Below are 13719 nucleotides of genomic sequence, written 5' to 3'. Positions count from 1 at the left end.
GCCCAAAGCGGATCGGCCGCCCAGGCGATGTCTTCCAGCGGATCGCCGAGATGGCACATCTCCCAGTCGAGGATCGCCCTGATGTCGCCCTCGCCGTTGACCAGAAAATTGCCGGTGCGGTAATCGCCATGCACGACAGAGAGTTTCTGCGCCGGCGGCGGCGGATTGCGACGGAGCCAGCGGATCGCGGCACGGGCGATAGGCTGCGGCGAGAGCTCGTCCTCGTCGATGACCTTTTCCCACTTGTCGAGTTCGCGCTTCCAGCATTCGCCGGGGGCGACCGGCTCCATCTCGAAGCCAATGTCTTTCGGTTCGGCGGCGGCGATCTTTCCGAGATGCGTCCAGAACTGGCGGCCGATTTTGTCCGCCAGCGGGCCGTAGGGATCGGGGTTGAAGGGCGAGCCCGCCGTGCAACCGACGATCTGCTCCATCACGAAGAAAGGCCGGTCGAGCCATTTAAGATCCGTCTCGAGGAAGAGCGGCTCGGGAACCGGCAGGCCCGTGGGATGGAAGGCGCGGTAGGCGTTGTATTCGAGGTCGCGCTCGGTCTCGATCAGGCTCGCGACCGGATCGCGGCGCAGGACGAGCGGCCGCACGATGTCGCGGCCGCCCTCTTTCCAGGTGGCGTTGAGACGGAACGTCTCACGGCTCGCGCCGCCGTGAATGCGCGAAACGCCGGTGACGACGACATCGGTCGCTTGCGGCATCCGATGCGCGAGATAGGCCGCGAAGCGCGGAGCAAGGTCTTCCATGCGTGGCCCTCCTCAAACCTTGTACGGATCGAGAATGTCCGTGAAACCGGACGGCGCATGCGGACCGATGACGAGCTGCTCCAGCACGCCGGTCCCCATCTTCGTCGAGCCGTCGGGCGACGTCATCTTCGCGTCGACGAAAGCCTGGATGTGCAGATGCGGCGGCGCAAAGCTCTTCACATCGGCAAGCGCGAATTCCTCGTAGCCGACGGCAAGCGGCCCCTTATAGGCGCCATGGCCCCATTCGGGGTGACCGTAGCCCAGGCCGAGCATGTAGAAATTCCATTTCGGCGTGAGATCGATGCGGGTCGTGCCGCCCCTGCGATGCTCGAAAAAGAGCGAGGCGGATTTCGCGTGGCGCGAACCGGGAACGAATTGCACTTCGGAGCGGCACTTCGACATTTCCTCCGGTTCCGCGCCGTCGAGACCGCAGATCACCGCATTGTGGTTCCAGGCGTCGCCATGCTCGTCGTCATTGACGTGGTAGAGCGAGATGCAATCGTCGAAATTGAGCGGCGCCCAGAGCCAGTAGAACTGGAACGGCATGGGCGGCACCATCGGCTGCGCGTCGGCGGCCCCGATCGGGCGCACGCCCCAGGAACGGTCGCGCGTGCCCCAGAAGGCGTCGCGCTTCACCTCGATGCGTCGGCCCTTTACCTCGATCCAGCCTTCATAGGTGCCGTTCTGCGTCAGGCGCGTGAGATCCATCAGCGTGCGCGGACCGTTGCGGCGCGTGAAGCGCGGTTCCTTGAGCGCCGTCGCGCGGGCGTGGAAGGTGACGTCGGCGCGAATGCCGTGCTCGTTCTCGCCCACAGTGATGCGAAGCGATTTAAGCGGTTCGACGACATGGATGGCGAGCGGGCCGACATGCGTGTCGAGGCGTTCGCTGTTGAGATGACGCGAGGCATGAATGTTGTGCTGCACGCCGTCGACGATCACGCAGAAGGAGGCATCCATCACGTTGATGTGCGGATAGACGCCGAGCGCCGCCGAAAAGAAGACGTCGCCCGATTTCGTGTAACCGTTGAAGAAATAGCGGTCGTAGAAATTGCGGTCGGTGCCCGAGAACGCGATGGGCTCCGGCGTCTGATGGATGGGATAATCATCCGCCTTGGTCAGCATGAAAACCTCCCTGGTGCCGGCTTTGCCGACTTGTTGTTTTGATATTGGACGCACAATGAAGCGGCGGTTCCACGCGGTCAATGGCGCACCGGATGCCGCTACGTCACCCAAGAAAAGCCGGCGCCGCGACCGGCGCCGGTTTCTGTTCAGTCGAGTTCGACCATGTCGAAATCCGATTTCGGCGTTCCGCAGAGAGGACAGATCCAGTCGTCCGGAATGTCCTCCCATTTGGTGCCGGCGGGAATGCCCTCCTCAGGCAGGCCTTCGGCCTCGTCATAGATGAAGCCGCAAGTCCTGCATTGCCATGTCTTCATGGGCCGCGCCTCCGCTGCTTGCCTAGTTCATCTTATAGCGGATCGGCACGGCCTTGGGCCCGCAGACGAAATTCGCTTCCGAGAGTTTCGGCGCGCCGTTGAGTTCGACGCTCTGCAGACGCGGCAGCAATTCCTCCCAGAGAATGCGCATTTCCATGCGCCCGAGGTGCTGTCCGAGACAGACATGCGCGCCATAGCCGAACGAGACATGCTTGTTCGGCGAACGGTCGACCTTGAAGGTGAAGGGATCGGCGAAGACATCCTCGTCGCGATTGCCCGACGGATAAGAGAGCATCATCCAGTCACCCTTCGCGACCTTCGTCCCATGCACGACAGCGTCGGCGGTCGCCGAGCGCATGAAATGCTTCACCGGCGTCACCCAGCGGATCGACTCCTCGAGATAGCTCGGGATCAGCGAGGGATCGGCCTTCAGCTTCGCAAACTGGCCGGGATTTTCCGCCAGCGCCCAGAGGCCGCCCGCCGTCGTGTTCGAGGTCGTATCGTGGCCCGCCGTCGCCGCGATGATGTAGTAGGACATGGCCGCGAAGTGATCGAGCGGCTGGCCTTCGATGCGGCCATTGGCAATGACGCTGGCCAGATCCTCGCGCGGATGGGCGCGGCGATCCTCGGTCATGTCGTTGAAATAGGCCATGAACTCGCCGACCGTTTCCTGAAGCGCGGCGAGCCCCGCCTCGAAGTCATTCGCGGCTTCTCCGCGACGGTTCAGCTCCGGATCGGCACTGCCGAAGAGTTCCTGGGTCAGCTTCAGCATGCGCGGCTCGTCGGACTCCGGCACGCCCAGCACTTCCATGATGACGTGAAGGGGAAAGAGAAAAGCGACGTCGCGGGCGAAATCGCACTCCCCGCCCATATCGGCCATGCGGTCGATGAAGACCTTCGCAATTTCGCGGATACGGCCTTCGAGCTTCTTGAGGTTCTGCGGCATGAACCAGCCTTGCGTCAACTTGCGGTAGTTCATGTGGTCGGGGTTATCCATCTGCACCAGCGAGCGGACGAGATGGGGCCCGCCCATCAGCTCCCTGACCTTCTTGTCGATTTCGATCGGCGTCACGACCGTCGCGCGGTCGCCATTGTGGAAAAGCTCGTTCTGCCGCTCGACCTCGAGAATGTCGGCGTGCTTCGTCACCACCCAGAAGGGATCGAAGCCCTCGGGTTGCGCCTGTGCGAATGGCATTTCCTTGCGCAGGAAGGCGAAGGCGTCGTCGACCTTCTTTCCGTTCGCGTAGGCTTTCGGATCGACGATGGCGTCGGCAATTTCCTGTGGAATCGACATAGGCTCTCTCCCTGTTCACGCCTGCCGGGTCTCGCGCCCGTGAGTGCGGAGCCGCCCGACATAGGCCGGCGGCGTTGTTCTTGTCAGAATGTTGCTATACGTCCAACAACTATGTAAACAGGAAAGATGACCCTCGAGACCGAAAAGCATGTGCCCCCTCGCCGCACGCAAGCCGAGCGCAGGGCCCAGTCGGACCAGAGCCTGTTGCTGGCGGCCGCCGAGCTGATCGCCGAAGAGGGCTTTCAGGCGGCCACCTTCGAGAAGGTGGGCGCGCGGGCCGGCTATAGCCGCGGCCTCGCCAGCCAGCGTTTCGGCTCCAAGGACGGGTTGATCGAAGCGCTGATCAACGAGTTGCATGAGCGGTCGGATGAACTTGGCGCCGCGGCGGATGTCGAGGCCGTGTCGGGGCTCGAGGAAATTCTCGGGTCGGTCGACACGTTCCTGCGGAATTTCGAGACGGAGATTGCGCTCAAGGCCTATTTCGTCGCCATGGCGGGCACGGTGGCGACACTGTCGCGGCTGCGTGCCGCCTTCGCCGCCTCGCACATGAAAGCGAAATTGCGTTTCATGGAGCAGATCGCCCGCGGCCAGGCCGACGGCACGGTATCGCGCGATCTCGATGCCGAAGCTGCGGCGCTGATGATCGGCAGTCTCCTCCTCGGCGTCAGCACGCAATGGCTGATCGACCCGACGACCGATCTCGACCGCATCCGCCGGACGACGCTCGACACGCTGCGGCGGAGCCTCGCTACAACGCCGAGATAGCTCCGATTAGACCCGCATGATGGCCTCGCACCGAGATCGCGATAGAAGCGCAGGCTCCGATCAAAGTCTCTACACTGAGGTTCCGGCACAAGCGGGTTGAACTTCACGAAAATCTCCTCAATGCCGAATCGCGCGGCGCGGCGACTGAAGCGCGTTCATGACACACCGAGCGAGCGGAGAAAGGCATCGACCGCCTTCGTATAATCGCCGGGAAGACCGACATTTTCATTGATCTCGCGATGCGTCAGCGGCTCCTGCAAGAGGCTTGCGCGACCGCCGAGCGCGGTCGCCTTCTCGACGAAATCGCGGGACGGCGGACAGGAGTCGTCGCGTTTCGTCGAGCACACGACCAGCATGGGCTGCGGCTTGGCCGTGAGGCGCAAGGTCGGAGAGGCCTTGTCCCAATAGGCGGGATCGGCGCCGAAGGCGCGGTCGTAGAAACGGTAATGCGAGCGGCGCATGATCTGGCCGACATCGAGGGCGCCGCTGTCGAGCACGACTGTGCCGAGCCAGGATTTCGCGCCCTGCCCCGCCGCGATGGAGGGATCGGCCGTCAGCAGCGCGACGAGATGCGCGCCCGCCGAATGTCCCATCAGGACGACGCGCGCGGGATCGCCGCCCCACGAGGCGGCCTTTGCCTGCACGAAGGCGAGCGCCTTCGCCACATCGTCGGCCTGGATCAGCGGATCGGCGACGGGGACCATTCGGTAGTTAGTCGTAACAAAGATGACCCCTTTCGGAAGCCAGTGCGCGACCTTGTTGTCGACGACTCGGCCCATATCCTTGTCGCCGATCGCCCAGGCGCCGCCATGAACCATCAGGATGACGGGGGCACCTTGCGGATGCGGCGGGATGTAGACATCCATGCGCTGCGCGTCGTCCGGACCGTAGGCGAGATCGCGCTCGACCTTCGCGCCGGCCGGCAGCACCGGATCGCTGGAGAAGAGGCCGGCGGAGACCGGCGCCGCGAACAGAATGCCCACAAGCACAAGGCAGAAACCAATGGCCGGAGATTTCATGGCACGTCCTTTCCTTTGCACCTACGATGCCTTCCCGGCTTTCCGTCGAACAAGAGGAATGAGGATCAAGGCATGAAACTCTGGCTCAGCATCGGCGCCCTGTCAGGCTTCCTCGCGGTCGCCATCGGCGCCTTCGGCGCGCATGGCCTTGGAAGCCGCGTGCCACCGGAGCAACTCGTGACCTTCGAGATCGGCGCTCGCTATCACATGTATCACGCGCTCGCGCTTCTCGCGGTCGCCTGGCTCGCCTCACGCGAGCCGGGGCTCGTCGTCTCGGTTGCCGGATGGGCTTTCGTCGTCGGCACGATTCTTTTTTCGGGCTCGCTCTACTATCTCGGCGCCACCGGCAGCAAGACGCTCGTTCTGGTCACGCCGATGGGCGGCGTCGCCTTCATGATCGGGTGGATCTGCCTTTTCGCCGCCGGGCTCCGGCTTCCATCGGCGGGGTAGCCAGGCTTCCGCAGGGTAACGGGCCGGTCCACCAAAAATCACACTTCGCCCACCCCGCCATGTCTGGACAGGCCCCCTCTCCCTCCCTATCTTCTCGCTATACCACGGTCTATTTTTCTGACGAGGCGCCTCGACAGGCGAAGGGAGAGAGAAGGATGAGCGAGCAGGTACTGGTCATTGGGGCGGGCATTGCCGGGCTCTCCACGGCACTGGCGCTCAGCGGGTCGGGCCGGGAGGTGACGCTTCTCGACCGCGATCCCCCGCCGCCGGAAACCTCCGCCGACGAGGCTTTCGAGAGCTGGGAGCGCAAGGGCGTCGGCCATCTGCGCCACAGCCATGCCTTCCTCGCCCGTCTCTACAAGCTCATCCGCGACAATTATCCCGATCTGCTGACACAGCTTCTCGACGCGGGTTGCGTCGAGATTTCCTTCGTCGAGAACGTGCCGCTGAAGCTGCGCGATTCCTACGTGCCGGTGCCGGGCGACGAGGATCTGACGATCCTGACGAGCCGCCGCACGACGCTCGAACTGGTGATGCGCCGCTATGTGGCGCGGCTTCCCCATATCCGCTTTCTCACCGAGACGCGCGTGCGCGGCTTCATCACCGAGAAGGTGGGCGGCGACATCGTGGTGAAGGGTGTCCTCGCCGAGGACGATGCGACGGGCGCGCGCGAGATCCGCGCCGACATCGTGGTCGATGCGGCGGGCAAGAACAGCCAGGGGCTCGACTGGCTGCGCAAGGAAGGCGCGGTCATCGAGGAGAGCCGCGCGCCGGCGGGCATCGTCTATTTCACGCGGCACTACAAGCTGCGCGACGGCGTCGAGGAGCCCAAGCGCGGCGAGACGCCAGGCGCCGGCGATCTCGGCTACATCAAGTACGGTCTCTTTCCCGCCGACAACCGCTGCTTCTCGATCACGCTCGCCGTACCCGAAACCGAGATGGAGCTTCGCCGCATCATCGTGAAGCCCGAGGTCTTCGACGCGATCTGCGCACAACTTCCCGGCGTCGCGCGATGGACATCGACCGAAACCTCGGACGCCAAGAGCCGGGTCTTCGGCATGGGCGAGCTTTTCGCGAGTTGGCGAACGATGGTGAAGGACGGACGCCCGATCGGCCTCAACTTCTTTCCGATGGGCGACGGATATATCCGCACCAATCCGCTTTACGGGCGCGGCTGTTCCTTCGCGGCAGTCCAGGCGCATATCCTGCGCGACGTGCTGGACGAAACCCGCGATCCTGTCGCGCGGGGGCTTGCCTATCACACGCGCTGCACCGCCGAGCTCCGTCCCTATTTCGATACGATGGTGCAGCAGGACACGGCCGCGATCCGCACGGCGCACAACGCGCTCAATCCGGATTACAGGCCGGGCTTCAAGTCGAGGCTCGCCCGCAGCTTCATCGAGGACGGGATCATGGTCTCCGTGCGTTCCGACGTAAAATTGCTCCGGGCCTTCATGCGCGGCTTTCACATGATCGAGCATCCCTCGCTCTGGATGAAGAAACCGCGCAATCTCGCCAAGGTGCTGCTCGTCTGGGCCAAGGGGAAGAAGCGCAACGCCGCCTTCTATCCGCCCAAACTCGGACCGGGCCGCCGCGACATGCTGAACTCTCTCGGCCTTTCGCCAACGGCCGATTTCGAGCGGTTGAAGCAGGCGGCGTAATCAACAAAAGATGTCACCCCGGGCTTCGTCCCGGGGTCCAGGGGCCGCTTGCTCGGCATTCGAAGCCCCTGGATCCCGGCACCAGGCCGGGATGACATACGAAAATCAGGGAGGACAAGACATGGCATTTCCAGAGCCTTATTATGTCAAGACGAACGGCCTCGACATGGCCGTCTATGAAGAGGGTCCGAAGGACGGCGTGCCCGTCGTCATGTGCCACGGCTTTCCCGAACTCGCCTATTCCTGGCGGCACCAGATGCCTGCACTCGCCAAGGCGGGTTTCCGCGCCATCGCGCCGGACCAGCGCGGCTACGGCAATACGGGCGGGCCGAAGGACGAGGCCTCGGTTCCGCTCTACGACATCAAGCATCTGACCGACGATCTCGCCGGCATGCTCGACGCGCTCGGCCTAGAAAAGGCGATCTTCGCCGGGCACGACTGGGGCGGCGTCGTGGTCTGGCAGATGGCGCTCAGGCACCCGGATCGCGTTTCCGGCGTCATCGGCGTCAACACACCCTTCATGCCGCGCGGGCCGATCGATCCCATCGAAGGCATGCGCATGATCTTCGGCGAGGACATGTACATCGTCTTCTTCCAGAAATTCGGCGTCGCCGACGCGCTGCTCGACAAGGACGTCGCGCGCTCGATGCGCTTCTGGTACCGCAAGAGCGGCATGACGCTCGCCGAGTTCGATGCCCGGCCGGCCGAGGAAAAGAACCTCGCCTTCCTGAAGGGCTTCCAAGCCGACGAGAGCACATGGGGCGGCGAAATGCTGCTGACCCCGGAGGAACACGCCTACTACACGAAGGCCTTCGAGAAAGCCGGCTTCACAGGCGGCATCAACTGGTATCGGAATTTCTCGCGCAACTGGAAGGACTCGGCCGGCCTCGTCGAAAAGGTCGAGGTGCCGAGCCTGATGATCTCGGCCGCCGACGATTTCGTGCTCCGCCCGGCCATGGCCGACGGCATGGAGCAATATGTGCCCGACCTCGAAAAGCACGTCATCCCGAACTGCGGGCACTGGACGCAGTCGGAGCAGCCGGACGCGCTCAACAAGCTGATGGTCGACTGGTTGAAACGTCGCTTCGGATAAGGACCGTCGATACGTAAAAACGCCCCGGAGCCCATCATCTCCGGGGCGTTTTTCGTTCATTTTTGAACGGCTTACACGATTGTCAGTGCGCTTGTTGCAGCGGGCGCAAGCCGTTATGATCCCCCGCCATTTTGAATGCGACGCAGCATGGGGTACATCAGGGGCTGACCCCGATTTGACCGCGCCGCCTGCGGCGACGAACAAGAGTAAGGAATATCGACGCATGTCGCAGCAGGCGCTGGAGCGGGAAGACGCGGGAGCCCTGATCGATCTCGCCCCCGCGCCCGAGAAGACGGACAAGCATGCCAAGCTCGCGGCGGTCGCCGGCGACCGGCCGTTGCGCATCCTGCTGCCGAGCTATCGCTCCAACCCGACGACGGGCGGACAGGGCGTCTATATGCGCCACATCTCGAAGGCGCTGGCCGATATGGGCCACCAGATCGACGTGATTTCGGGCCCGCCCTACCCCGTCCTCGATCCGCGCGTGAAGCTCATCAAGCTGCCCTCGCTCGATCTCTACGCCAATCCGCATCCGATCGCGTCGCTCAGGCCCTGGATGTTCGCCTGGCCGATCGATCTCTATGAATGGTTTGCTCACGCGACCGGCGGTTTCTCCGAGCCCTATACATTCTGCGAGCGCATGGCGCGTTATGTGCGCGGCACGGTGCAGGACTACGACATCTGCCACGACAACCAGACGCTCGGCTGGGGCCTGCTGAAGCTGCGCGACATGGGGCTTCCCATCGTCGGCACGATCCATCATCCGATCACGATGGACCGGCGCATCGACATCGAGCATGCCAAGACGCTGTCGCTGAAGCTCCTGAAGCGCCGCTGGTATTCCTTTCTCAACATGCAGATCAAGGTGGCGCGCGAGCTCGACCCGCTGATCGTCGTGTCGGAGAGTACGCGTCGCGACATCGTCAGCGAATTCGGCGTAAAGCGCGAGCGCACGCGGCTCGTGCTGCACGGCATCGACCATCTGCAATTCCGCCCGCTGCCGCATATCCAGCGGCGCGACGACCTGATCGTCGCCTGCGCCAGCGCCGACGTGCCGCTGAAGGGCCTCATTTATCTGATCCGCGCTTATGCGGAGCTGCTGAAGACGCGACCCAACCTCAAGCTCAGGGTCATCGGCCGCCTTCGCGAGGGCAACACCACCGACGAGCTTCGCGAGCTCGGCATCATGGACAAGGTCGAGTTCGTCGGCGGGATCACAGACGAACAGATCACCGAGATCTACGCCGAGGCGACGATCGCGATCTCGCCATCCGTCTATGAAGGCTTCGGCTTTCCCTGCGGCGAGGCCATGTCCTGCGGCACACCCGTGATCGCGACGACGGGTGGCTCGCTCCCCGAAGTCGTCGGAGACGCCGGCATTGTCGTTCCACACTCCAACCCGCCGGCGCTGGCGCAAGCCATCGGCTCCATGCTCGACGACCCGGAAATGCGTGCCCGCTACGGCGCGGCCGGCCGCGAGCGCATTCTGAAACAGTTCAAGTGGGAACGCGCGGCGCGCGAGGTCACTGAAATTTACAGGCAAACGATCCATGATGCTGACCGCCGATCTCAACGTTCTGGGGCTTAAGGACGGCGAGCGCGCGCTCGACCTCGGCTGCGGCTCGGGACGCCATGTCCATGCCATGTACTATCACGCGCAATGTCATGTGGTCGGTCTCGATCTCGGCTTCGAGGACGTTAAGCGCACCCGCGGCGGATTCGGACTGGGGCCCGATATGGATCCGCAGACGAAGCGCGCCTTTTCGCTCACCGTCGGCAATGCGCTCTCCCTGCCCTTTCCGGACGCCACTTTCGACCGGATCATCTGTTCGGAAGTGCTGGAGCACATTCCCGACTACAAGCAGGCTATCAACGAGATCGAGCGCGTACTCAAGCCGGGCGGAACATTCGTTGCCAGCGTACCGCGTTGGTTTCCCGAACAAATTTGCTGGGCGCTGAGCGACGATTATCACAACGAGCCTGGCGGGCATGTGCGCATTTTCCGCGAGAGCGAGCTGAAGGGCGCCGTCGAGGCCAAGGGCCTTCGCTTCTTCTATCGCCATTGGGCACATGGGCTTCACTCGCCCTATTGGTGGCTCAAATGCGCCGTCGGCGTGAAGCGCGAGGATGTGAAGGCGGTCAATCTCTACAAGCGCTTTCTCGAATGGGACATTCTGCAGGGACCGTGGCTCACCCGCGCGCTTGAAAAAATCGCCGCGCCGCTGATGGGCAAAAGCGTCGTTCTCTATTTCACGAAGGGAGCGGTATGACCCATCTCACTTATGGCGATCCGATCCCGGAGAAATTTTTCGACGGTTCGCGCGCGCGCATTCTCGACCTGCAGCGCGACAATGGCGCGATCCCCTGGTACGACGGCGGCGTCATCGATCCGTGGAACCACACGGAAGCAGCGATGGGCCTCACCGTCATCGGCGAGGTCGAACGCGCGCGCCTCGCCTTCCGTTACCTGATGGAAACGCAGTTGGAGGACGGCTCCTGGTGGGGCCAGCTCGGCTCCGCCGTGCCCTTCGACGAGGAAGACCATTACACCGGCGGCGACGAAGGCGCGGGCAAGCCGATCCGCGACACAAATTTCACCGCCTATATCGCGACCGGCGCATGGCACCACTACCTCATCACGCGCGACCGCGCATGGCTCGGCACGGTCTGGCCGCATGTCGAGGCCGCCATGCAATTCGTCGTCGCGCATCAGAGCCCGCATGGCGACATCCGCTGGGCTGCCAACGATCCGCATACGCCGGAAGACGATGCGCTCATCACCGGCTCATCCTCGATCTACAAGAGCCTCGAATGCGCGATCCACATCGCACGGGAACTCGGCAAATCCTCTCATGACTGGCAGAATGCCCGCATTCGTCTCGGCGAGGCGCTTCGGGACAAGCCGCACCGCTTCGACCGCACATGGGAGTCGAAGGCGCGCTACTCGATGGACTGGTATTATCCCGTTCTTGCCGGCGTCATCACCGGTGAAGCCGCGCGCCGCCGCATCGCGTCCAAGTGGGACATCTTCGTCGCCGAGGGCAAGGGCTGCCGCTGCGTACTCGACCAGCCTTGGGTGACGGTCGCCGAAAGCGCGGAACTCGTGATGGCGCTCCTCGTCGCGGGCGAGCGCAAGAAGGCCGAAGCCCTTCTCTCGTGGCAGCATCAGTGGCGCGCCGATTGCGGCGCCTACTGGATGGGCTACCAGTTCGTCGAAGAGGTCGCCTGGCCCGCCGAGAAGCCGGCCTGGACGGCCGCCGCCGTCATCCTCGCGACGGACGCCGTGACCGGCGCAACGCCCGCCTCGCGGCTTTTCGCGGAACGGACGCTGGCCGAAGCGGCGGAGTGAGCCTCAGGACGGCCGATCAAGCCGCCCTCTCCACGTGTGAAAGCGACCGTCGGGATCGTATTTCGCGCGGATCGCGTCGAGCCGCGCCATGTTGGCGTCGGTCATGAAACGCGCGGGGCGACGGCCTAGATTTTCGTCGGCGAGCTGGATGCCGACGCTGAGCGACGACATCTCACGCATATGCTCCGTCGCCCAATTGGCATATTTCGCGTCGTCGCTCTCGTGCTTCCATTCGCCATAGAGAGCGAGGTAGTTCCGGCCCTCGACCGAGAAGGCCATGTCCTGACGTTTCGCGGGCGGATGCCAGCTCAGCATCAGCACATGGCTCGGCATGGGCGGCAAGGTATCCGCGATCTTGCGGATGCCGGGCAGAAGCTGCTCCATCGACGCGTCGCTCCACATATTATCGACGCTCCAGCGCATGCGCGGCGGGAAGATGCGTTTTGCGGCCATATGCGACAACAGAGAGGTCGAGACGGGGATCAGCGGCACGCGGAGGCTCGCTTTCGACTTCAGCGGCCCCCGCGTCAGAAACGACACGTCCTCCCTCGCCTGCTTCCAGCTCTGTGCGAGCACGGGGGCGATGATCTCGACGCCCGGCGCGAAAATGCCGGTCGCCTTGCGCGTCAGCAGAAGCTGGAACTCGACCGAGCGCGGGACTTCCGGCCCGACGCGATCGGCCCAGGCGAAGACCTCTTCGAGATGCTTCATGCGGAAAATCTGCATCGCGATGCCCGTCACCTTCGGACGCGGATGGACCTTCAGGTGATAGCGGACCACGACTCCGAAGAAGCCAGGGCCCGAGCCGCGCGCCGCCCAGAAGAGATCGGCATTCTCGCTTTCGCTCGCATGGATCAGCTCCCCATCCGCGGTGACGACGTCGATCCCGACGACATTCTCGCAGGCAAGCCCAAGGACGCGGCTGTTCCAGCCGAAGCCGCCCTGCAGCAGATAGCCGCCGAGGCAGACATCGACCGCATGGGCGATCGGGAAAAACAGCCCGTCCTTCTTCAGCCGCTTGTCGAGATCGACGCTCCAGCACCCCGGTCCTGCATAGGCAAGTCTGCGTTCGGTATCGACTTCGATGCGGTTGAGCCGGGACATGTCGATCAGCATGCAGCCGTCGCGCAGATGGTTCTGCATCCAGCTATGCCCGCCGGAACAGATGCTGACCTTGAGATTGTCGCGGCGCGCGCGGCGGATGGCGGCGACCACGTCGGACGCGTCGTTGGCCTGCACCAGCACCTGCGGACGATCGCCCGGGTCGCGGCCGTTGAAGCAAGTGCCGAGCACCGCATCGTCGAAGCCGCCGGCGTTGCGTTCCAGCGTAACGCCGCTCCCTGTCGGACGTTTCATCCCATTCCCCCCTGTCGCTTTTTCGCGCGTTATTTTTCCGAATGGAAGGCGGCGTGAAGCGCGGGCAGGATCGCCGCGAGGTGGTTCATCTCCTGCGCGTCGTGGATCATCAGTTCCGCCGCCTGTGTCGACGAAAAGGCCTGCAGCTTCGCTGCCGTGCGGCCGATGAACTTTCCGAAGGCGCCTTCCATGCCGATCGGATTGACGTTCCCGCCGCCAAGCCAGAAGCGCGAGCGCATTTCCGATCCGCCGGGCACGGGACGGATGTGATGTACGAGCCAGCCGCTCTCCATCCGCAGATCGCGGACGATGCCGCGCCCGCAGATCGCCACCTCGCCGTGCGCCTTCAACTGTCGTTCGTCGAAGCCGATGCTCGTGGGCGGGACGAAGCGCACAGCGACGTTCATGCGTCTCGATCCGATATATTCGACAATGTTCGAGGTCCGTCCGATGTAAGCAAGATCGGCGCGCCCGTCGGCCCAGCCCACATCGACATGGGCGAGCGGATGCCAGAGCTTGTAGCGCTGCGCCTCGCTGCCATGCC

At 63.7% G+C, this 13719-nt stretch carries 14 protein-coding genes; 7 read left to right on the top strand and 7 right to left on the bottom strand.

Going from position 1 to position 13719, the window contains the following annotated elements; all coding sequences use genetic code 11:
• The 4 genes from VMR03_RS11895 to VMR03_RS11880 form a co-directional block, all read right to left on the bottom strand.
• Positions 1-752: phosphotransferase family protein (locus tag VMR03_RS11895; protein ID WP_325405467.1), on the bottom strand; the 752-nt coding region annotated here is incomplete at its 3' end.
• A 12-nt stretch (positions 753-764) separates the two neighbouring features.
• Entirely contained in the window at positions 765-1874 is a 1110-nt protein-coding gene (locus VMR03_RS11890) for a hypothetical protein (RefSeq protein WP_325405465.1), read from the bottom strand.
• A 146-nt stretch (positions 1875-2020) separates the two neighbouring features.
• Positions 2021-2188 carry a rubredoxin gene (locus VMR03_RS11885; protein WP_325405464.1) on the bottom strand — a complete coding sequence of 56 codons (168 nt, stop codon included), beginning with the start codon at positions 2186-2188 and terminating at the stop codon, positions 2021-2023.
• A 22-nt stretch (positions 2189-2210) separates the two neighbouring features.
• On the bottom strand, positions 2211-3482 hold the full coding sequence (locus VMR03_RS11880) for a cytochrome P450 (RefSeq protein WP_325405462.1): 1272 nt from the start codon (positions 3480-3482) through the stop codon (positions 2211-2213).
• 126 nt (positions 3483-3608) lie between these two features.
• Between VMR03_RS11880 and VMR03_RS11875 the strand changes: the two genes are divergently transcribed.
• The gene (locus tag VMR03_RS11875) at positions 3609-4247 is read left to right on the top strand and encodes a TetR/AcrR family transcriptional regulator (RefSeq protein WP_325405460.1); all 639 of its coding nucleotides are present in this window, start codon (positions 3609-3611) and stop codon (positions 4245-4247) included.
• A gap of 155 nt (positions 4248-4402) precedes the next feature.
• On the opposite strand, the gene VMR03_RS11870 is transcribed toward VMR03_RS11875, so the two are convergent.
• Positions 4403-5266 (bottom strand): alpha/beta hydrolase, encoded by an 864-nt coding sequence (locus tag VMR03_RS11870; RefSeq protein ID WP_325405459.1) that lies wholly within the window; start codon positions 5264-5266, stop codon positions 4403-4405.
• A 72-nt stretch (positions 5267-5338) separates the two neighbouring features.
• Here VMR03_RS11870 and VMR03_RS11865 point away from each other — a divergent pair, with 72 nt between their 5' ends.
• The 6 genes from VMR03_RS11865 to VMR03_RS11840 all read left to right on the top strand — a co-directional run bounded on the left by VMR03_RS11865 (position 5339) and on the right by VMR03_RS11840 (position 11819).
• A complete protein-coding gene (locus VMR03_RS11865) occupies positions 5339-5716 on the top strand; it encodes a DUF423 domain-containing protein (protein ID WP_325405458.1) in 378 nt (125 codons plus the stop codon).
• Positions 5717-5871: 155 nt separating this feature from the next.
• Positions 5872-7377, top strand: coding sequence for an FAD-dependent oxidoreductase (locus VMR03_RS11860; protein WP_325405456.1), 1506 nt, complete (start codon positions 5872-5874; stop codon positions 7375-7377).
• 121 nt (positions 7378-7498) lie between these two features.
• Positions 7499-8470, top strand: a complete 972-nt coding sequence (locus VMR03_RS11855; protein ID WP_325405455.1) for an alpha/beta hydrolase — start codon at positions 7499-7501, stop codon at positions 8468-8470.
• Positions 8471-8693: 223 nt separating this feature from the next.
• Entirely contained in the window at positions 8694-10058 is a 1365-nt protein-coding gene (locus VMR03_RS11850) for a glycosyltransferase family 4 protein (RefSeq protein WP_325405453.1), read from the top strand.
• Positions 10021-10740, top strand: a complete 720-nt coding sequence (locus VMR03_RS11845; protein ID WP_325405452.1) for a class I SAM-dependent methyltransferase — start codon at positions 10021-10023, stop codon at positions 10738-10740. Before VMR03_RS11850 ends, VMR03_RS11845 begins: the two co-directional genes overlap by 38 nt.
• The gene (locus tag VMR03_RS11840; protein WP_325405450.1) at positions 10737-11819 is read left to right on the top strand and encodes a prenyltransferase; all 1083 of its coding nucleotides are present in this window, start codon (positions 10737-10739) and stop codon (positions 11817-11819) included. The genes VMR03_RS11845 and VMR03_RS11840 overlap by 4 nt, the downstream gene beginning before the upstream one ends.
• Before the next feature lie 3 nt (positions 11820-11822).
• Here VMR03_RS11840 and VMR03_RS11835 read toward each other — a convergent pair whose 3' ends face one another.
• Positions 11823-13175 (bottom strand): FAD-binding oxidoreductase, encoded by a 1353-nt coding sequence (locus tag VMR03_RS11835; RefSeq protein ID WP_325405449.1) that lies wholly within the window; start codon positions 13173-13175, stop codon positions 11823-11825.
• A gap of 29 nt (positions 13176-13204) precedes the next feature.
• Positions 13205-13719: DAPG hydrolase family protein (locus tag VMR03_RS11830; RefSeq protein ID WP_414693182.1), on the bottom strand; the 515-nt coding region annotated here is incomplete at its 5' end.

This window comes from Parvibaculum sp., assembly GCF_035511255.1.
GTDB lineage: Bacteria > Pseudomonadota > Alphaproteobacteria > Parvibaculales > Parvibaculaceae > Parvibaculum.
Note: the sequence above shows the minus strand (reverse complement) of the source record. Positions and strands in the feature narration are given on the sequence as shown.